Annotated in this window: 13 protein-coding genes and 2 tRNA genes; 8 read left to right on the forward strand and 7 right to left on the reverse strand. The window is 50.9% G+C overall.

Features of this window, described 5'->3' with window-relative positions:
* Positions 1 to 51: 51 nt before the first annotated feature.
* Positions 52 to 1587: a LysM peptidoglycan-binding domain-containing protein gene (locus K0H81_RS09070; RefSeq protein WP_220060646.1), complete on the reverse strand. Its 1536-nt coding sequence runs from the start codon at positions 1585 to 1587 to the stop codon at positions 52 to 54.
* Positions 1588 to 1685: 98 nt separating this feature from the next.
* Positions 1686 to 2465: a hydroxyacylglutathione hydrolase gene (gloB, locus tag K0H81_RS09075; protein ID WP_220060647.1), complete on the reverse strand. Its 780-nt coding sequence runs from the start codon at positions 2463 to 2465 to the stop codon at positions 1686 to 1688.
* Positions 2466 to 2602: 137 nt separating this feature from the next.
* Between gloB and K0H81_RS09080 the strand changes: the two genes are divergently transcribed.
* Positions 2603 to 3325 (forward strand): methyltransferase domain-containing protein, encoded by a 723-nt coding sequence (locus K0H81_RS09080; RefSeq protein WP_220060648.1) that lies wholly within the window; start codon positions 2603 to 2605, stop codon positions 3323 to 3325.
* Between the two features lie 29 nt (positions 3326 to 3354).
* Here the strand turns inward: K0H81_RS09080 and rnhA are convergent, their stop codons facing one another.
* Entirely contained in the window at positions 3355 to 3831 is a 477-nt protein-coding gene (gene rnhA, locus K0H81_RS09085; RefSeq protein ID WP_220060649.1) for a ribonuclease HI, read from the reverse strand.
* 68 nt (positions 3832 to 3899) lie between these two features.
* Here rnhA and dnaQ point away from each other — a divergent pair, with 68 nt between their 5' ends.
* The 6 genes from dnaQ (at position 3900) to K0H81_RS09120 (ending at position 11436) form a co-directional block, all read left to right on the forward strand.
* Positions 3900 to 4628, forward strand: a complete 729-nt coding sequence (dnaQ, locus tag K0H81_RS09090; RefSeq protein ID WP_220042563.1) for a DNA polymerase III subunit epsilon — start codon at positions 3900 to 3902, stop codon at positions 4626 to 4628.
* Between the two features lie 10 nt (positions 4629 to 4638).
* Positions 4639 to 5961 carry a TIGR03503 family protein gene (locus K0H81_RS09095; RefSeq protein WP_220060650.1) on the forward strand — a complete coding sequence of 441 codons (1323 nt, stop codon included), beginning with the start codon at positions 4639 to 4641 and terminating at the stop codon, positions 5959 to 5961.
* 117 nt (positions 5962 to 6078) lie between these two features.
* Positions 6079 to 6155 (forward strand) — tRNA-Asp (locus K0H81_RS09100).
* A 49-nt stretch (positions 6156 to 6204) separates the two neighbouring features.
* Positions 6205 to 6281: transfer RNA gene (locus K0H81_RS09105), tRNA-Asp, on the forward strand.
* A 410-nt stretch (positions 6282 to 6691) separates the two neighbouring features.
* Positions 6692 to 8137 (forward strand): hypothetical protein, encoded by a 1446-nt coding sequence (locus K0H81_RS09110; protein WP_220060651.1) that lies wholly within the window; start codon positions 6692 to 6694, stop codon positions 8135 to 8137.
* Positions 8138 to 9504: 1367 nt separating this feature from the next.
* Entirely contained in the window at positions 9505 to 11436 is a 1932-nt protein-coding gene (locus tag K0H81_RS09120; RefSeq protein ID WP_220060653.1) for a cation:proton antiporter, read from the forward strand.
* A gap of 106 nt (positions 11437 to 11542) precedes the next feature.
* On the opposite strand, the gene fadE is transcribed toward K0H81_RS09120, so the two are convergent.
* Complete coding sequence (gene fadE, locus K0H81_RS09125) at positions 11543 to 13990, reverse strand: acyl-CoA dehydrogenase FadE (protein WP_220060654.1); 2448 nt, start codon at positions 13988 to 13990, stop codon at positions 11543 to 11545.
* Positions 13991 to 14230: 240 nt separating this feature from the next.
* On the opposite strand from fadE, the gene K0H81_RS09130 reads away from it, so the two are divergent.
* Positions 14231 to 15016 carry a class II glutamine amidotransferase gene (locus tag K0H81_RS09130; protein WP_144204280.1) on the forward strand — a complete coding sequence of 262 codons (786 nt, stop codon included), beginning with the start codon at positions 14231 to 14233 and terminating at the stop codon, positions 15014 to 15016.
* Positions 15017 to 15258: 242 nt separating this feature from the next.
* Here K0H81_RS09130 and K0H81_RS09135 read toward each other — a convergent pair whose 3' ends face one another.
* From K0H81_RS09135 to K0H81_RS09145, 3 genes are all read right to left on the reverse strand, one after another.
* Positions 15259 to 16050, reverse strand: coding sequence for a DUF3108 domain-containing protein (locus K0H81_RS09135; RefSeq protein WP_220060832.1), 792 nt, complete (start codon positions 16048 to 16050; stop codon positions 15259 to 15261).
* Positions 16051 to 16097: 47 nt separating this feature from the next.
* Complete coding sequence (locus K0H81_RS09140) at positions 16098 to 16424, reverse strand: MGMT family protein (protein ID WP_186300680.1); 327 nt, start codon at positions 16422 to 16424, stop codon at positions 16098 to 16100.
* A 365-nt stretch (positions 16425 to 16789) separates the two neighbouring features.
* Positions 16790 to 18511, reverse strand: a complete 1722-nt coding sequence (locus K0H81_RS09145) for an MFS transporter (protein ID WP_220060655.1) — start codon at positions 18509 to 18511, stop codon at positions 16790 to 16792.
* Positions 18512 to 18603: the final 92 nt, after the last annotated feature.

Here is an 18603-nt window from a genome sequence, read left to right on the forward strand (position 1 = left end):
TGTGATGCTTGTAAGTACGTGAGATAAAAGCCGAGACTTTAAATTCAGGTTTTACACTCGAGATTTAGTCACATCCACATACAGGGTCAGCTTCTGGCCTGGCTGCAGATATTTCTTGGCCGAGAGGCTGTTCCACTTCACCAACTGGCTCACGCTGACATTAAACTTAGTGGCTATCTTAGCCAGCGAGTCGCCGGAGCGTACCGTGTAATTCACCGTGCGGGTCACCGCCTTGCTGTCGCCCTGTTGCCAGATCACCAACTTCTGACCGATAGAGAGGGGATCCTTTGGCGCCATACCATTCCACTTGGCAAGCTTGGCAACGCTGACTTTGTGCTGCTTGGCGATCAGCCAGAGTGAGTCGCCAGATTTTACCTTGTAACTCAGCTTGTAACCGCTGCCGCCGGACTGACGCTTTTGCAGGCGCTGCTCGGCCGAGAGCAGATATTTTGCCGGATCCTTGGAGGAGACAGGGATCAACAGATGCTTACCTGCGATGATGCGGTTGTTCTTAATGTCATTTACCGCGCGAAGGGCCGACGGTGTAGTGTTAAAACGCTTGGCGATCAGCCCCAGGCTATCGCCGGACTTGATCTTATAGCGCTGCCACTTGAGGCGTTGGTCTTGGTCGCTGGCGGCCAACTTGGTCTCAAACAGCTCGGCGTGATCCAGGGGAACCACCAGACGATGTGGGCCTTCGGGCGCCGTCGCCCACTGGTTAAAGCCTGGGTTGAGCGAGTGCAGCTCGTTGAGCTTCATGCCGGCCATGTCGGCGGCCAGTGCCAGATCGATCTGACTGCCCACCTCGACAACCTTGAGCTGTGGCTCATTAGGAATGGGGTAGAGGGAGATGCCGTAATCATCGGCGTTGGCGATCACATCGGCCAGTGCCAGCAGCTGAGGCACGTAGCGCTCGGTTTCCCGCGGTAAGTCCAGCGCCCAGAAGTCAGTTGCCAGCCCCTTGGCCTCGTTGCGCTTAACCGCGTTGAGTACCCGGCCTTCGCCCGTGTTATAGGCGGCGATGGCGTACAGCCAGTTGTTGTGCGTCTTCTGGTAGAGATACTCCATCATATCCAGCGCGGCAACGGTGGCGGCGGGCACATCGCGGCGACCGTCGTACCACCAGTTCATCTCCAGGCCAAAGTGTTTGGCCATGGGGGCGGTAAATTGCCACAGGCCTGAGGCGGCGCCGTGGGAGTAGGCGAAGGGATCGAAGGCGCTCTCGACGATCGGCAGCAGCGCCAACTCTATGGGCAGGTTGCGCTTCTCAATTTCTTCGACGATCAGATACATGAAGGGCTCGGCGCGCTCCGATACCCTGGCCAGATGCTGAGGGTGTTTCAGATACCAGTTACGGTATTGATTGACCAGTTTCTGATCCGGTACCGGCAGGCTAAGTCCTAGGCGGATACGTTGCCACACATCGGTGATCTGAATTGGCTCAGGCTCGACAGGAGCGGTAACTTGGGGCTCGACGACCACGGGCGCTGTGGTGATCGCCGGCGCAGCCGGTTCTGGCTGGGTAAAAGTTTGACAGCCTGCGAGCAGGGAGAGTCCCCCTGCGACCAGGACAATGGATAAGCGCATCGACAATAATTCCTTACTTTTGGGTCCCTCTGGTCGAGGCGATAACCCTAGGGCAGCCTCGGTGGGGACTTAATTAGCGCGCCATTGTATAGGAATTATCAGAAATTGTCCTTCCATTGACGTAGAAGCGTGAAACTGGTGTCGTTATCTGTCACATCCTGGGCGAAATGGCGACTCAGATTCTGTTTTATGCTTGGCTGCTCTGGGCGCAGGAAGGGGTTGATCTGCTTCTCTAAACCTATGCTGGAGGGCAGACTCGGCAGGTTTTGGTCACGAAGCTGTTTAACCTTGCCGGCGTGGGCGATGAGGGCCTCATTGTCACCTTCGACGGTCAGGGCAAACGCCAGATTGGCCTGGGTGTATTCGTGGGCGGGATAGACGAGGGTATCGTCATCGAGCTGCGCCAGGGTTTGCAGGGAATGGTGCATCTGAGCTGGGGTGCCCTCAAACAGGCGGCCGCAGCCGGCGCTAAACAGGGTGTCGCCGCAGAAGAGGTGTTCGTCAATCAGGTAGGCAATATGCCCCAAGGTGTGGCCGGGAAGATGAATAATCTTGGCGTCACTATCAAGTTTTTCTGGCCTAACGGACTCAGTTTGCCCCGAGATAGGATGATTAATTCCCTTGATGTTTTCGTTATCCGGACCGTAGACAGTGAGTTTATGGTCATGGCTTGCCTGTAGCTCTTCGATGCCGCCAGTGTGATCCTTGTGGTGGTGGGTGATTAAGATGCCATCGAGCACAATTTGATGTTGCTCGAGATAGTCCAGCACCGCCTTGGCATCACCGGGATCGACCACATAATGGCCGCCGCTGTCTTTAGCATGAATGAGCCAGATATAGTTGTCGTTGAAGGCGGGAATGGGGGTAACAGTATTCATACTTGTCTCTCACAGGGATTGGGTGACACGGATTTAGTTTACTGAGCAAAGTTATTGCGTGTATAGCGCTTTAGGGATTTAATACTAAAATAGTCAAATCATTAGGGAAACCGGAAAAGTGAGTCGCGGAGTGGCCAGTGTCCTTTAATGTGATAAAACCCCAGGCGTGGCAGGAGTTGCCTAACGGCTTGTGGCTGCAAGAGGCCATCGAGGATAAGTTGATGCCCTGGTGGCCCAAGGTGTTTGGCTATCATATGCTCTGCATGGGGCCCCTCAGTCATGCGCTTGAGAAGCCTAACCTGCCAATCGGCCGTGAGTTTTCTCTGTGTGAGTCCGCCCTGTGCTGCCTACAGGGAGAGTATTCCCAACTGCCGATTCAAAATGGGGTGATCGATGCCGTGGTCTGTTCCATGTTGCTCGATTTCGAGGCCAATCCCTATAGCGTGCTGCGCGAAACCGACCGGGTGCTTATCTCCGGTGGCTATCTGTTTATCATAGGTTTTAACCCACTGAGCCCGGCTTTTTTGGGTAAGATGCTCCCCAGTCGTCAGGAAAAGCTCCCCTGGAGCGGCCGTTTTTTTACCCCCGCCAGGGTCAAGGACTGGCTCGGCCTGCTGGGCTATCAGGTGGTGGGCGATGAGCGTCTGGTTTACCATCATCTGCTCAGTGAGATCCGCGGCGATTCCATCTGGCAGCATGCGCTGCAGGCCTGGCTGCCTGGCAGTGGCAGTGTCTATATTCTGGTGGCTCGCAAGTTAGACTCGCCCATGACGCCAATCCTGGACAGGCAGAAGGTGCGTCAGCCTAAATGGTCTACCGCGCCAACCGCGGGCAGGGTCAAACAGTTTAAGCTTAAGTAATGCGGCGTTAAGTCATTAGGTGTTAAGCGCTAGCCTTTTGCCTGATAGCCGGTATCTATCTCACTCGGGCCAGCCTCGGCGGCTTCTCGCGCCAGGGTATCGCAGCGCTCATTTTCGATATGACCCGCATGGCCCTTTACCCAGCGCCAGTCTATCTTATGCTCACTGGTGGCGGCATCCAGGCGCTGCCAGAGGTCGACATTCTTAACCGGTTCCTTGGCGGCGGTGAGCCAGCCGCGCTTCTTCCAGCCATGGATCCACTGGGTGATCCCCTGGCGCATATATTGGCTGTCGCTGGTGAGAATGATCTGACAGGGCTCCTTGAGCACCTCCAGCGCCATGATGGGGGCCAGGAGTTCCATGCGGTTGTTGGTGGTCAAGGCGAAGCCGCCACTGAGTTCCTTCACGTGGGCCTTATATTTCATCACCACGCCATAGCCGCCGGGACCCGGGTTGCCCAGGCAAGAACCATCGGTAAAGATTAAGAGTTGTTTCAGTCCGTGCATCAAGTTGCTACCATAGCCAAATAGGACTGCAGTATACCCAATATTTTTTTGTAAAAGCGTGTAATTATATGAATATTATCTCCAATGCTAAGCGCCAAGTGATTCTCGATACCGAAACCACGGGTATGAACCAGGGGGCCGGTGCCGTCTATTTTGGCCATCGTATTATCGAGATAGGCTGTGTAGAGGTGATTAACCGTAAGTTGACCGGCCGCCATTTTCACGAATATATCAATCCGATGCAGGCGATCGATGAAGAGGCGATCACGGTGCACGGTATCACCAACGAGTTTGTGGCCGATAAGCCTGTGTTTGCTCAGATAGCCCCAGCCTTCCTCGAGTTTATCGATGGCGCCGAGATTGTGGCACACAACGCGAACTTCGACGTGAGCTTCATGGATCACGAGTTTTCGCTGCTCACCCCCAGGGGACCCAAAACCACAGATATCTGCCAGGTGCTGGACTCGCTGGAGATCGCCAAGTTTCTTCATCCAGGCCAGAAGAATAACCTGGACGCCCTGTGTAAGCGTTACGGCATAGATAATTCACGCCGCGAACTCCACGGGGCATTGTTGGATGCCGAGATCCTGGCCGATGTTTATCTCATCATGACGGGTGGGCAGACCAAGTTTGAACTCTCAAATGAGAAGCCGGGGCAGGAGAGCGGTGGCATCATACGTCTCGCAAATAATCGTCCAAATCTTAAAGTGATCGGCGCATCGGCCGATGAACTGAATATGCATGAGCAAAGATTAGATTTAGTCGAAAAATCAGGACAATGTATTTGGCGAGGATAAACGTCATCCTATGAGAAATTGGCTGCTACGCGCAATTTTCACCTCAGGATTATTGCTGCTTACTTTGAATGCCACGGCCCAGGTCGTGCCTTCGTCCCAGGCGAGCGAGCTTAAAAACCGTTTCAGGATCGATCATATGGTCGATGAGCTGACCCTGTTTGTGCAGCGCGACTATGGCAGCGCGCCTGTGATCATCGTGCTGCCCGACGGCAGCAAGTGGTATGTCTCGCGCCATCCAGAGTCGGTGCAGTGGGTCGATGGCTTAAGCGGCGATATCATCACCATCAAATCCCCCATGCCTGGGCCTTGGCAGCTGCTGGGTAAAGTCGCCAAGGGCTCTAAAATCGATAAGGTCTCCAAGCTGGGGATCGAGGTCGACCCTATGCCGCAGCCGCTCTATCAGGGCGAGCGAATCAAGATAACCGCCAAGCTGTTAGGCGACGAGCAGCGCATGCGCATGCCAGGACTGGACTATTTGGTGGACTGGACGGCCAAGTTTATCAGCGAGCATAGGCCCGGCGACGAGAACTTTGCCGCCGGTACCTTAATCGTCGGCAGCTATAAGGATAACGGCGAAGGCTTGGATGGCGCGCCCGACGATGGCATCTTTACCGCCGATATTAACCTCAATCAGCCTTGGGGCCACTATCGTTTTCTGGTCAGCGCCAAGAACAACACCTTTAGCCGTGAGGTTGGTGGCGACATAGTCTTGCTGCCTATGCCGGTTTCTCTCTCTGTCATCGCCCCGGAGGATCACCTCAAAGGCCGCTGGCAGGTGGAGGTGATTGTCGATGATGAGCAGTTGCAGCTGGCAAATACCCATTTCGAATTTGAATTAGTCGGCCCCGCCGGGCTGCAGCTGACCCTCCCTGTGCAAAGTGTTACCGACAAGCGTATGCAGCTGACCTTGCCTCAGGTTTCTGAGTTCGGCAGTTATCGCATCAAGGGGATTGCCGCGGCCACCTCTGTCTCGGGGCGCGAGGTGCTGCTCACTCTGCCTGAGAAGTTCTTTAATCTGGTGCCACCACCCGAGCCACCGCCAACGGCTGAAGAGCTGGCGGCCATTGCGGCCAAGAAGGCGGCCATCGCCGAGGCCAAGGCGAAAGATGATGCCATGTTCTGGATAATCACAGTCAATATAACACTGCTTATTATAGGGACGCTGGCACTCCTGGTATGGCGTAAACGGCAGAACCTTAAGCAGGCACTGGCGGTAACCGCGGCGCGTCTCGAAGAGCAGCGGGCTAAGGAGATAGGACCGACCCTGGATGAGATCGACCTGACCATGCCGGAAGAGGGGGAGCTAAAAGGCGTCGAGCCGGATAAAAGCTAGCCGCTCTTATTGATTAATCAGGCTAGGTTGGCGAATTTTTAACTGATTAGTTTGTTTCAGGAAAAAAGTTATTGACGGGACTAGGTGGCCTAAGTATTATCCTTCGCAACTTGATGTGGAGCGGTAGTTCAGTTGGTTAGAATACCGGCCTGTCACGCCGGGGGTCGCGGGTTCGAGTCCCGTCCGCTCCGCCAGTCAAGTGCCTAATTTTGATGAGATGCCAAGGCGTTTTATCCGAGTTTAGGAGCGGTAGTTCAGTTGGTTAGAATACCGGCCTGTCACGCCGGGGGTCGCGGGTTCGAGTCCCGTCCGCTCCGCCAAATTAATAAAACGGGAATCAGTCACTACTGATTCCCGTTTTTGCTTTGGGGAATTTTAGGGGAAAATTCACTATTGCCGACATTTCTCGCTTCATCGCACAACTTTCATCTTCAAGCCATTTGGCGTCCAACTTTAATGATTAGACGGTAAGCCAAGCAACACTGACTGCGTAGCGATCTATTTGTGTTAACTCAAATTTTTTGATGTTTTTACTAAATTTACTGCTTAGCTTTACTGCACTTATCAGATACATACTGTAGTATCGTTAAAATTTTCTATCGAGATGGCCATGAAACTTCTGTCAAATAAAGCTATTACGAAAGGCTTTGCTGGATTGATGTGTTGATGTGTTGATGAACGGGTTGAGTAAGTCAGCTACATAATTAAAATAAACCAAAAGGAAGAAATAATGGAACAGGGAAGTCCGACTTTTTCAAAGTCATTGAAAAAAACGGTGTTTAAACAGCAAGAAGCCGCGAGAGTAGATTCTATTAACTCAAGGGAGCATATATTGCCAAGCTTGAGGGAACGTTTTCTATTAGGTGATGAATATTCAACTGTATTAAAGTTTGATAAGCAAGTTTTTTTTCCCGTTAGTTTTAGAGAAGCTTTAAAAAGGAATTACTCTTTAATTGTCTCGTTATATGAAGAGGCTATAGATATTCATAATTCATTCATTGCAGGAGGACGGTATCCAGAAGATGGATTTGAATGGTTTAATCAACCAGAGATATCTGAGGTACAACAAAAGCTGAGAATGAATTTCTCATCGATCGGGAAAGACTTGGCTTATAGAAAAAGAAGGTTGACAGCTGCTAAAGCACAATTGTTTTTGTTTCAGAATATTCTGAAACCATTAGATGAGTTTACTTGGTATGAAGGCAGGCATTTAGAGTTCTTTTTTGAACATGCAATAGATTTGTTAGTACAGTCTTTTTTAAGTGAGTTCATTGGTGGGCATATTTCACTTCCTGTAGGTAATAATTTTTTCAACCCAGCAGAAATTGACTTTAAAGGGTTTTGTCAATTACCTAGTGAAGCCAATTTTTTAAATAACCAAATGGAATTGTATAATGTAAGGGACTATATAGTAGTAGAGCCTTGCATAATAAGGGTTGTTAATGATATTGGAGTGGCAAAGCACAATGCTTTAAGTGTAACTAGCAGCGATGATAGGGCAAATATGATTTTTGATATTTTTGAGCTGATACCTCTCTATGTCAAGTCATGGGATCCTAATAAAAATAAAATAATAATCAATAATGATTTGGCGATATTTTTATTTATGGAGTTTGGATTTCCAAGCTTTGCCATTGGTAAACCAGAAGATAATGCAGATATCCATACAACATCAACCTATAGGTTTGCTTGGTCTGTTACACATGATTTTTGGTGCATGGCTAAACAAGATTGCAAAATTAAAGAGTTAGAGATATTAGGTGATTATGTGTTAAGCGAGTTTCATGACAAACTTTTGAGTTTGTATGCGGTGCGAAAAACACAGAGTATCAATACTGATGATTTTGATAATTTGGCAGATTTCACATTTGAATACCACTCTTCATTAACTTCAAATGATAGTGAGGTTGTTTTAGATGCTGGCGGTACAACTATAAAAAAAACAATTCCATCCGTCACTATGTCATCTTTTTTTGATTTCATGAGAAAGGCTTTTGATTGTTATGTTGAAAATGGAAAGGGTAGCGAGATAAAAATTTGGCGTAAAAACTCAAGAATATATACATTGGGAAGGCATAAGAGGGAACAAAAGATACATTCGTTTATAATTTCAAAGATTTTAAAAAGGCTAGATATATCTAAGAACGATTGGCTTGAAGCATTTATTAAGAAATAGAGCTTGACGTAATAGTTTTTAGGGTGGGGTAATTATTGATTTCATGTGACTGTAAGTTGTAGTGGTAAATTAACAGTGACTAGCTAGGACGAGTCACTGTTTTTCCAATGATTGTAACTTTTTTATTTCGCTATCTACAGTATTTTAGTAGGAGAGTTAGGCATTACGTATACTAACATCATAACCAATCATTTCAGACACACGTTTAGCTAGTTTTACTGAATCAAATGCAATCCACTTTCCATAGTGTTTCTTGATCATCGAAGTGTCATAGTGACCAAGTTGACGTACAATCCATTTTATCGGTACGTGACTCGATAGCATTTGACTAGCAAATGTATGACGGCATTGATTTGGGCCGTCGATGACGGACTTTGGCTTGTTTAAGTAAACCAGTAAACCATCTTCTTACGCTATGTTCATTCCATAAAAGACCACTTTGACTATTCCTGAAAATGAACTGGATATACTCTTTTTTTGAGTAATGTTGCGTTGTCTGATAAGGATTTCTAAAGGTGAATCTGACTGAGTATATTCTATTTGACGACGCAACCAATGTTTGGCGGGATCGATTAATTCAATGATCCGAATCCTCCCTTTTTCCTTTGGCACTTTGTATTCATTCAATACTCTGGCTCTTTTAACATGAATTGTCCTATTATCTGTATCTACGTCCTCTCAAGCAAGCGCGATCAATTCGGATAATGATAGTCCTGATCAACAGCAAAACATGATCATGTTTATATCAGCTTGATGCTTTGTATCAACTAATGATATCCGTTTCATTACCGTTCTCGTGAATGGAACAGCATTGAATCTATTTTTAAGTTACTTATTCGACTAAGAGGGGTGTTCTGCATTAACCCATTTTCGAAAGCATTATGCCAAATACTGCTAAGCACTGTAAAAACATAATTTACAGATCTAGGTGATAATCCATCACTTAATGGTTTGGCTTAAAATAGTAAAAGTTCATTTCGACTTATATCTGATACCTTCCTATCACAAAAGTGATTTATCACATGATTAGCTTTGTCCTTAAAACCTATGTATGTACTCTTTGCCTTAATTATCGACTGAATATTTAACCAATCTACAACACTGTCTTTTACATTGAGTTTTGCAACGCCAACTACATCCAAGCCTCTTTGATAATGACGGAACTATCAAATCTTTCAATTATCTTGTCTCTGTAACGAGCAGACTCTCCAAACTGCCTTTTCGCTTCTAGTTGTCCTATACATTTGAGCTGACAATGTTATCTTGCAAGCAAAGGGAAAGTAGGCGTGTTATTTAATCGCCCGTCTTGGCTATACTCATGCTAGTTACTGGGGCGAGTCAGCCTTAGCGTATTAAGGATTAAAATAATGGTAGAAAAGATCACGGCCATGTTGGGGTTAGTGGGGATCTTGTCAATTGTGTGTCAGTGGCTTGGTTGGCGCCTGCGACTGCCGGCGATACTCCCCTTGTTGCTCTGTGGTCTGTTGGTGGGGCCTGTATTTAATTTGCTGGATCCCGATGCCATTTTTGGCGATCTGCTGTTTCCTGTGATCTCCCTCGGGGTAGCGGTGATCCTGTTTGAAGGCGCACTGACACTCAATTTCTCCGAGATCCGCGAACATGGCCGCATGGTGACCCATCTGGTGTCGCTCGGCACCTTAGTCACTTGGCTCTGTATCGGTGTTGCGACGCACTTTATCATGGGGTTCTCTTGGGAGCTTGCCATGTTGTTTGGCGCGCTGGTGGTGGTGACCGGCCCTACGGTGATCGTGCCTATGCTGCGCAGCATCAAGCCAAAATCCCAATTGGCCAGTATTTTGCGCTGGGAAGGGATAGTGATCGACCCCATCGGTGCCTTGCTGGCCGTCTTAGTGTTTGAATACTTGACTGTGGCCGCTGAGCCCGCCAGTCATGTGTTGCTCTCGCTGTTTTCCATGCTGGGTGTCGGCCTGGGACTTGGCGCCCTGTTTGGTTATGGCATAGGGGTGATGCTGCGCCGTGCCTGGGTGCCGCATTATCTTAAGAATACCGCCGTGCTCACCATTATGCTGGGGGCCTTCGTGGCCTCTAACCTGCTGCAGGAAGAGTCTGGCCTGCTTACCGTGACCGTGATGGGGATCTGGTTGGCGAACATGCGTGGTGTGGATATTGGTGAGATCATCGAATTTAAGGAGACGCTCACCGTACTCTTCATCTCGGGCCTGTTTATTTTGCTGGCGGCCAGGTTGGACTCTACCGCGCTAATGCAGCTGGGATGGCAGGGGCTGGCGCTTTTGTTGGTGGTGATGTTTATCGCCAGACCTTTAAGTGTCTGGTGCTGCGCCGTGGGCACCTCGCTGCCTCGCGCCGATAAATGGTTTCTCAGCTGGGTGGCCCCGCGGGGGATAGTCGCGGCGGCGGTGTCTTCGCTGTTTGCCATCAAGCTTGAGCGCCTCGGGGTGGCGGGTGCCGACAAGATTGTGCCGCTGGTATTTTTGATCATCATAGGCACAGTGGTATCGCAGAGCCTCACGGCCGGGGCCTGGGCGCGGTTCTTAGGGGTGAAGGCGGGCTCTGCTCAGGGGCTGCTGATTTTTGGCGCCTCCAAGTTTGCCAGAGAGCTTGCCAAGGTACTTCTCCAGAAGAATGTGTCTGTGGTCTTGGCAGATAACAACTGGGATAACATACGTTTATCGCGCATGGATAATATTCCCGTGTACTTTGGTAACCCCGCCTCAGAGCATGCCGATAACGCGTTGGATATGACTGGATTGGGTCGCCTCCTGGTCTTGTCTCCCTATCGTCAGCTCAATCCGCTGGTGACTTTTCATTTTCAAGATATTCTCGGCAAGAATAAGGTGTTTGGCCTGAGAAGCGGCGAGGGTAACAGCGCCCGCCATCAGTTGTCCGAGTCTTATTTAGAGCGTCTGTGCCTGTTTGGCGACAATGTTACCTATGCAAGGCTCGCCAGCACCATCGCCAAGGGCGGCAAGATCAAGAGTACCAGCCTGACGGAGAACTTTAGCTTTGCCGATTTTAAGCAGCGCTACGGTGAAGGCGCCTTGCCGCTCATCTATCTGCAAGAGGGCAAGGTGAAGCTTATTACCCAGGCGGTGGATGACTTGCCTGTGGGCATAGAGCTTATTAGCCTACTATCCGAAGAGGCGCTCAATGTGGCGCTGCTGGCCGATGAGAAGAGGGCGGCAGCGTCCATTGAAGACGGTGAATGTGTGCTTTCTACGTCAGTTGATGGGAATCAGGAAAGTAAAAGCAGTCAGCAGCCGTCAGCAGTGACAGCTGACGAGAAAGCGGCAGGTTAATGTTTTAGCTTCAATCTTTCTCGCTTGAATAATAGAGTTTGCAGTTTTGGACATAAAAAAGGAGGCGGTTGCCTCCTTTTTTTACGAATCAGCTTTCGCCTTGAGTTCAGGCGGCCTGATGTTGAGTCTCATTGTCTAGGGTCTGGGCTCTGAGCTCGGCTGGGTCGAAGTCATCGACATTGATTGACTTCATGCGGCCGATTTCGGCGCGCTCGAGCAGCGCTACTTCCTCATCGCTCAAGATCCCCAGTGCCTTACCCTCGGCGGCTAGCTTATCCAGCCACATGAAGGGGTGGCGTTTACCGGTTGCCTTGCAGATCTTATCGTGCAGCGGTTCACAGGCCAGAATGTCTTTAAAGGTCTGCTCCTGAATACCGACGGCGTTGAATGGAGACGGTGTCCAGAACTGGCCTTTACCCAGACGGTCACGGCTTGCACAAGGGGTTTGCATGATTTTAGCCACCTTATGATCCAGAACATCGCTTGGACGTTTAATTGGACGACCAAATGGGAAGAGGATGACTCTTAGCACGCGGCCCAGTCCCATCGGGAAGTTGTTGAGCAGATCGTCCAGCGAGTCTTGCAGCTTGTAGAGGGCATCTTCAACCGCCCATTGTACTAGCACAAGATCTTCACTCTGACGGCCTTCGTCCTGATAACGCTTCAGGGTCGCCGAGGCCAAATACAGCTGACTTAGCAGGTCGCCAAGACGGGCCGAGACGCGCTCTTTACGCTTAAGACCACCACCAAGGGTTGCCATGGCCAGATCCGATAGCAGGGCCAGGTTGGCACTGAAACGGTTCATGTGCTGATAGTAACGCTTAGTCTTGTCCTTGTACGGGCTGTTCGAGAAGTAGCTCGAGGTCAAGCCCAACCAGAAGCTACGCACCAGGTTGCTGGTGGTAAAGCCGATATGACCAAACAGGGCAGAGTCGAAGTCGTTCAGCGACTTATGCATGTCAGGATCAAATGCCGCTTCCATTTCGGCTAAGACATAAGGATGGCAACGGATCGCCCCTTGACCATAGATGATCATAGAGCGGGTCAGAATGTTAGCCCCTTCAACGGTAATGGCGATAGGCGCCGCCTGATAGCCGCGGCCCAGGTAGTTGTTCTCGCCCAGACAGACACCTTTACCACCGTGAATGTCCATGGCGTCGATGACGCATTTCTGCATTCTGTCGGTCAGGTGATACTTAACGATGGCCGAGATAACCGATGGCTTCTCGCCAAGATCGATACCTGTGGTAGTCAGGGTAGTGACCGCATCCATCAGATAGGCGTTGCCGCCGATGCGAGCCATTGGCTCTTCGATCCCTTCCAGCTTACCGATAGGCAGCTTGAACTGACGACGAATGCGGGCGTAGGCACCTGTGGCCACTGCCGCGGTTTTGATGCCGCCGGCTGAGTTAGAAGGTAGGGTGATGCCGCGTCCAACCGAGAGACACTCGACCAGCATGCGCCAGCCCTGACCGGCCATCTCTGGACCACCGATGATAAAGTCCAGGGGAACGAACACTTCGTTTCCGCGTGTCGGACCGTTTTGGAACATACAGTTAAGCGGGAAGTGACGACGACCGGTTTCGACGCCAGGCACATCCGTTGGGATCAGGGCGCAGGTGATGCCCAGCTCTTCCTTGTCACCCAGCAGTTTGTCGGGATCTTGCAGCTTAAACGCCAGACCCAGCACGGTCGCAACCGGCGCCAGGGTGATATAGCGTTTGTTCCAGGTCAGTTTCATCCCCAGCACTTCTTCGCCTTGCCATTGGCCTTTACAGACGATACCAAAGTCAGGGATGGCGCCAGCATCCGACCCCGCTTCCGGGCTGGTTAGGGCGAAACAGGGAACTTCCAGGCCTTTGGCCAGGCGAGGTAGATAATGATCTTGCTGCGCCGGGGTACCATAGTGCTGTAGCAGCTCGCCGGGGCCGAGTGAGTTAGGCACGCCGACGGTTGAGGCCAGCTCGCTAGAGACACCCGCCAGCTTTTGCAGTACGCGAGACTGGGCATAGGCAGAGAATTCCAGACCGCCGTACTTTTTCTTGATGATCATGGCGAAGAAGCCGTTGTCTTTGAGGTATTGCCAGATAGATTCGGGCAGGTCGCCGAGCTGATGAGAAACCTGATGCTGGTTGAGCATCTTACACACTTCCTCAACCGGTCCTTCGAGGAAGGCTTGCTCTTCTGCGGTCAGACGGGCGACCGGATAGTTGTGCAGCTTCTTCCAGTTAGGCTTACCGGCAAAGAGATCCGCTTCCCACCAGGTGGTACCGGCTTCGATCGCTTCTTTTTCGGTGGAAGACATCTCCGGCATGATCCCTTTATAGAGTTTCAGCAGCGGACGGGTGATCACGCTCTTTCTGAAGGCACCTATGTTAAGCGGTAGGGCGATGGCCAGAAAGACCAGCCAGGCAAGGGGGGAAATGCTCGCGGTTGCTGTACCCAGTGCCATCACGATAGCCGCGATGATGGTCGAGGTCAGCAGGGATACTCTAAGGTAGGCTAAGGCGCCTAACGCAAAGAGCATCACAAAAATCCAAAGTAAGCTAGTCACGGTAATTCTCCTTCAATAGCGACCGAAAGCTGCTCTATGTCAGCATTTTTTATATGACCATTATCACAATTATAGATGCTGGTCAGACCTGTGTCGCATAAAATCTAACCCTATGGCGGGTTTTATACAAGTATTTTTCAAACAATTGTTTAACTTTTTTGTTGAGGCGAGGATTCCACAAATTGGGTCAAGTCGTTAGAATTAAATAAGATAAGCAATTTAGAGTTAAGGTGTCTGTTTATGTGTGAGTTGCTGGCCATGAGTGCCAATGTGCCCACGGATATCGTGTTTAGTTTTACCGGGCTGGCAGAGCGTGGTGGCGTCACAGGTCCCCATGTCGATGGTTGGGGGATCACCTTCTATGAAGGTAAGGGCAGCCGCACCTTTAAGGATGCCTGCCCGAGTAGCCAGTCCCATGTGGCGCAGTTGATCAAGTCTTACCCCATCAAGAGTGAAGTGGTGGTTAGTCATATCCGCCAGGCTAATCGCGGCTGTGTGTCGCTGGAAAATACCCACCCCTTCACCCGCGAGTTATGGGGACGCTACTGGACCTATGCCCATAATGGTCAGCTTAGCGATTATCAGCAAAAATTTGCGGTGCGCCGTTATCAGCCTGTGGGTGATACTGACAGCGAACTGGCGTTTTGCTGGATTTTAGAGAAGGTGGTGGAGCGTTTTGGCGATCAGGCGCCTGCGGATCTGCTGCCCGTTTATCGGTTTATCGCCACCTTGGCCGATGAGATCCGCGCCCTTGGGGTGTTTAACATGATCTTGAGCGACGGTGAGCATCTGATGAGCTATTGCAGCAATAACCTGTGTCACATCACCCGACGGGCTCCTTTTGGTAAGGCCAAGCTTATCGATACCGATGTGGTGATCGATTTCGACAAGGAGACCACGCCCAACGATATCGTCACCGTTATCGCGACCAGGCCGCTGACCGATAATGAAGACTGGCATATTCTTAAGCCCGGAGAGTGGAAGCTGTTTGCCCGGGGCGAGCTTGTTTTAACTCAAGAAGGCTAAAGCCAAGAGAGCTAAAGCCAAGAGCTGAAGCCAATAGAGGTTAAGCGTAGAGAGCTTAAGTTAAAGAGCTTAGGCCAAGCAAACGGTTAGTTGTAAACGTTGGAAAAAGCGAAGGGGCCTAAGGCCCCTTTTTAATGCTGATGTTGGTAGTGCTAATCCTTTGGGCAGAATGCGCGCGTGATTCAGACAAGTAACTCAGTCTATGTTTGATTGTCTATGGCTGACTTTTTATGGCTGACTTTCTATGGGTGAGATTGGTTTTGTCTGTCTACGAGGGCCTTGGCCTGTTCACCTGTCTGTTGATTCGTCTGTTTATTTGTCTGCTCGCTGGTTTGTGCCATAGTCGGCTCGTTGTACTGATAATTAAGCAGGGTGATATCCAGTTGTTTGCTGCCCTTCTCGAAGTGGGTGAGCCTGATAGGCAGATAACCGAGTTCGGGTGACATCCAGAAAAAGGTTTGGCGTTTATCGTTGTCCCGCACCACCTCTATCTTGACCGTCTCATAGGTGCCGCTCGCGATCACCATGCGCTCCTTGCCGACCACCTTAAAGTCATACTCATCTATCTCGCCGCTCTTGAGCATCTTGTAGTGCAGCTTATTGCCGCCCTTCATGATATCTAGCCTAAACTGCAGCTGAACCATTAGAGGGTCGAAGAGATCCGGGGTATAGGGAAACTTTGCCCGTTCATCCTTGTAGCGGCTGTGCACCAGTTTCTGATCCAGTACATAGGCGGATTGTTCCTGATAGTCGGAGCCTGTACCGCTGCGGTTATGGGTGAAACGCATGGGGATTAGCTGCTCACCATCCTTGCTGAAGGTACTGATGACGGTGCGTTTATCCCACAGCATCAAGAGGCTGACGTCGCTGTCGAAACGATATTGGTACAAGTTGCCCTGAGGCGCCGGCAGCTGATAGCGCGCCTTACCCAGCTCTATGCTGCCGTAGTTCACCTGATACTCGGCTGTGTGGGGGGTCAAGGGGTATTCATCGGCCTGTGCGGTAAGGGCAATGGCACAGAAAGATGAAATCATGAATGCGGATTTGAATATCGACAAGGCCTTCTCCCGGTAACTATAGGCTAAAAGGGTAATGCAAACACTAGGGTCGCCAGATCCGGCTGCCACTCATACTTGGACAGCTTAACCCTACCTCGGTTCACTTCTATCGCTTCACTTCTTAATCTCTGCATCTGCTCGATAAAATGGGGGCTGGTCTCGGGAAATGCGATCTTGCCTTGGCTGTTGATCACCCTATGCCAGGGAAGCTCCAATGTATCGGGCGCCATCTTGAGGGCGCGGGAGACGTAGCGTGCCCGCCCGGGAAGCCCCGCGAGATCGGCTATCTTGCCATAGGAGCTGACCTTCCCCTCGGGGATCAGGGCAATCACATGCCATATCTTGGCCATGGGTGATAACTGTGTCTGATCCACGTGTTCTCCGTTTTGGCCCTAAGGCCTCTGCATATTAGGCTAGTGATCTATTGCTTGAGCCCTGAGCGTTTAGCTCAAAGCGCTTAACTTAAGCACGCCTCTGTCTGGCTCAAGGCTATGTTCTGATAGTAAACCAGATTTTTTATAATTTCTAAGGTTAAAAGGAGAGTCAAACTATCCGAGAGCCTGAGCGGCGAGAGAGGCGAGATGAGGGAGATAGTTGCTGTAGTGCTTGACCGCTAGGTTGTGAGTTGTCAGGGGAAAAAGAACAGACAGGTTCTTGTCGCTCGGCCTGTCTGTTCAACTGTCTGTTTACTTATCTGCGTAAAGCGGCGGTTTCGCTAGCCTTGCGCGCCCAAGGCGGTTGGTTGCGCCTGTGATAGCGCCTGTTTGGCACCAAAGCGGTGAAACAGTACCAGGCCTATGGCAGCCAGCAGGCCGAAGCCGCCTATGATGTACCACATCAGGGCAGGCTGCCCGGCGCCCTTAGCCACTTCGGCGTAGAGGTAACCCGATAGCGGGCCCGCCAGCAGGAAGCCGATGGCAGATGAGACGAAATAGTAGCCCATAAACATCGCCTTCTTATCCTGGGGCGCGAAGCTGGCCACATATTCCTGGCTCTTAGGAGACGCCACCATCTCGCCGATAGAGAAGACTAAGATAGAGGTGAGCACCATGGCGCCGCCCATGAGTATGCCGTGGGCCAGTCCGCCAAGTGCCGTGCCCAGTGCCAGGATGAGGGTGCCGGCTACCAGTACGGGTAGTGGACTGAAGCGCTCGGCGATGCGACTCACCATCACCTGCATTAGCACGATGGAGAGGAAGTTCAAGCCGATAAGGTATTCGGGGTTAACCTGACGATACTGCTGGACGAACTGCTGACTATATTGATTGGCCAGCTCTGGGCTTTGTGCGATTGCGCCAAGGGCTGCGCCCAGCTCCTCCCTTGGGATCATTACTTTGGCATGCACCAAGTCGAAGTAGGCCTCTGACAGACTCTGACTCCCGGTGGTGTAGGCTTTTGCCGCGCTCAGAAGCTCGTCGCTAAGCAGAGTGATATCCACGGGGGCGAAGAAGTCGAGCAGTCCGGGCCAGGAGGCGAGCATAGCGACCAGGTCTGAGGTATCGACAAAGTCACGGATATAGATGGGCAGGGTGATAAAGATCTGCTGGTAGACCATCCAGAAGCCGGAGAGGATAAGCAGGTAGATCACGAAGGGCTTGTTGCCCAGGGCGATCTTCTGTTGATACCAGGGTAGTTGCTTGTCTGACTTGGCCAGCGCGTTCCAGAGAAAATGCAGGCTAAACCACACCAGATAGATGGTGAGGCAATGCTCGCCACTGATCCACTTGGCGCCGTAGGAGAGCAGGATCACTAAGGTGCCGAAAAATAGCAGGGCGAAACGGGCGTTGCCCAGTACCTCCTGAATATCGCGTAACACCTGAGACAGTGGCTTGCCCCGTTGCTGGTGGGGATCCGTTGGCTCGCGATAGAAGAAGGTCGCCGGTATGAAGTTAATGCCTATCCAGATCGCCGACATGATGAAGACCCAGTCCCAACTGATGGCGCGGACATAACCTGCGATGAAGGGGCCGAGGAAGCCGCCCACATTGACCATCATATAGAAGATGCCAAAACCCAGGCCGCGGTTGGTGTGATCTGTGGTGCGTGCCACAGTGCCCGTCACCACAGGTTTAAAGCAGGCCGCGCCTATGGCGACCCCCATGAAGGCGATGAAGAAGCCGCTAAAGCTGCTCACCTGACCCAGGAGGAAATAGCTGGGGCACATGATGGCGTAGGCGATCAGGAACATCTTACGGTAGCCATAGCGATCGGCCAGTGCGCCGGTAAGTACAGGAAACAGGTAGAGAAAGAAGGGGATCATTCCCTGCAGCAGGCCACGCTCCTGTTCGCTAAAGCCTAAGCCGCCTTGATGGGCGGGAGAGGTCATGTAGAGGGAGGAGAGGGTAAAGAAGCCATACCAGGCGAGACGCTCGAAGATCTCCATGGTGTTGGCCACATAAAAGGTACTGGGCAGAGGGGTACGTGTAGGGGTCGTCATTATTATTCTCGTATATTGTATACATTTGTCTGATCATGCTATCGACTTGGGCGATGAAATACAAGTCGCCGGCAAGGCTTGGCCTGAAGGGA

The organism is Shewanella halotolerans, assembly GCF_019457535.1.
In the GTDB taxonomy this organism is placed as follows: domain Bacteria; phylum Pseudomonadota; class Gammaproteobacteria; order Enterobacterales; family Shewanellaceae; genus Shewanella; species Shewanella halotolerans.

Excerpts from the sequence above, each read along its gene's own strand:
- K0H81_RS09070 (WP_220060646.1), bottom strand. The coding sequence starts at position 1,587 with ATGCGCTTATCCATTGTCCTGGTCGCAGGGGGACTCTCCCTGCTCGCA.
- gloB (WP_220060647.1), bottom strand. The coding sequence starts at position 2,465 with ATGAATACTGTTACCCCCATTCCCGCCTTCAACGACAACTATATCTGG.
- rnhA (WP_220060649.1), bottom strand. The coding sequence starts at position 3,831 with ATGCACGGACTGAAACAACTCTTAATCTTTACCGATGGTTCTTGCCTG.
- dnaQ (WP_220042563.1), top strand. The coding sequence starts at position 3,900 with ATGAATATTATCTCCAATGCTAAGCGCCAAGTGATTCTCGATACCGAA.
- K0H81_RS09095 (WP_220060650.1), top strand. The coding sequence starts at position 4,639 with ATGAGAAATTGGCTGCTACGCGCAATTTTCACCTCAGGATTATTGCTG.
- K0H81_RS09110 (WP_220060651.1), top strand. The coding sequence starts at position 6,692 with ATGGAACAGGGAAGTCCGACTTTTTCAAAGTCATTGAAAAAAACGGTG.
- K0H81_RS09120 (WP_220060653.1), top strand. The coding sequence starts at position 9,505 with ATGGTAGAAAAGATCACGGCCATGTTGGGGTTAGTGGGGATCTTGTCA.
- K0H81_RS09130 (WP_144204280.1), top strand. The coding sequence starts at position 14,231 with ATGTGTGAGTTGCTGGCCATGAGTGCCAATGTGCCCACGGATATCGTG.
- K0H81_RS09135 (WP_220060832.1), bottom strand. The coding sequence starts at position 16,050 with ATGATTTCATCTTTCTGTGCCATTGCCCTTACCGCACAGGCCGATGAA.
- K0H81_RS09140 (WP_186300680.1), bottom strand. The coding sequence starts at position 16,424 with ATGGCCAAGATATGGCATGTGATTGCCCTGATCCCCGAGGGGAAGGTC.
- K0H81_RS09145 (WP_220060655.1), bottom strand. The coding sequence starts at position 18,511 with ATGACGACCCCTACACGTACCCCTCTGCCCAGTACCTTTTATGTGGCC.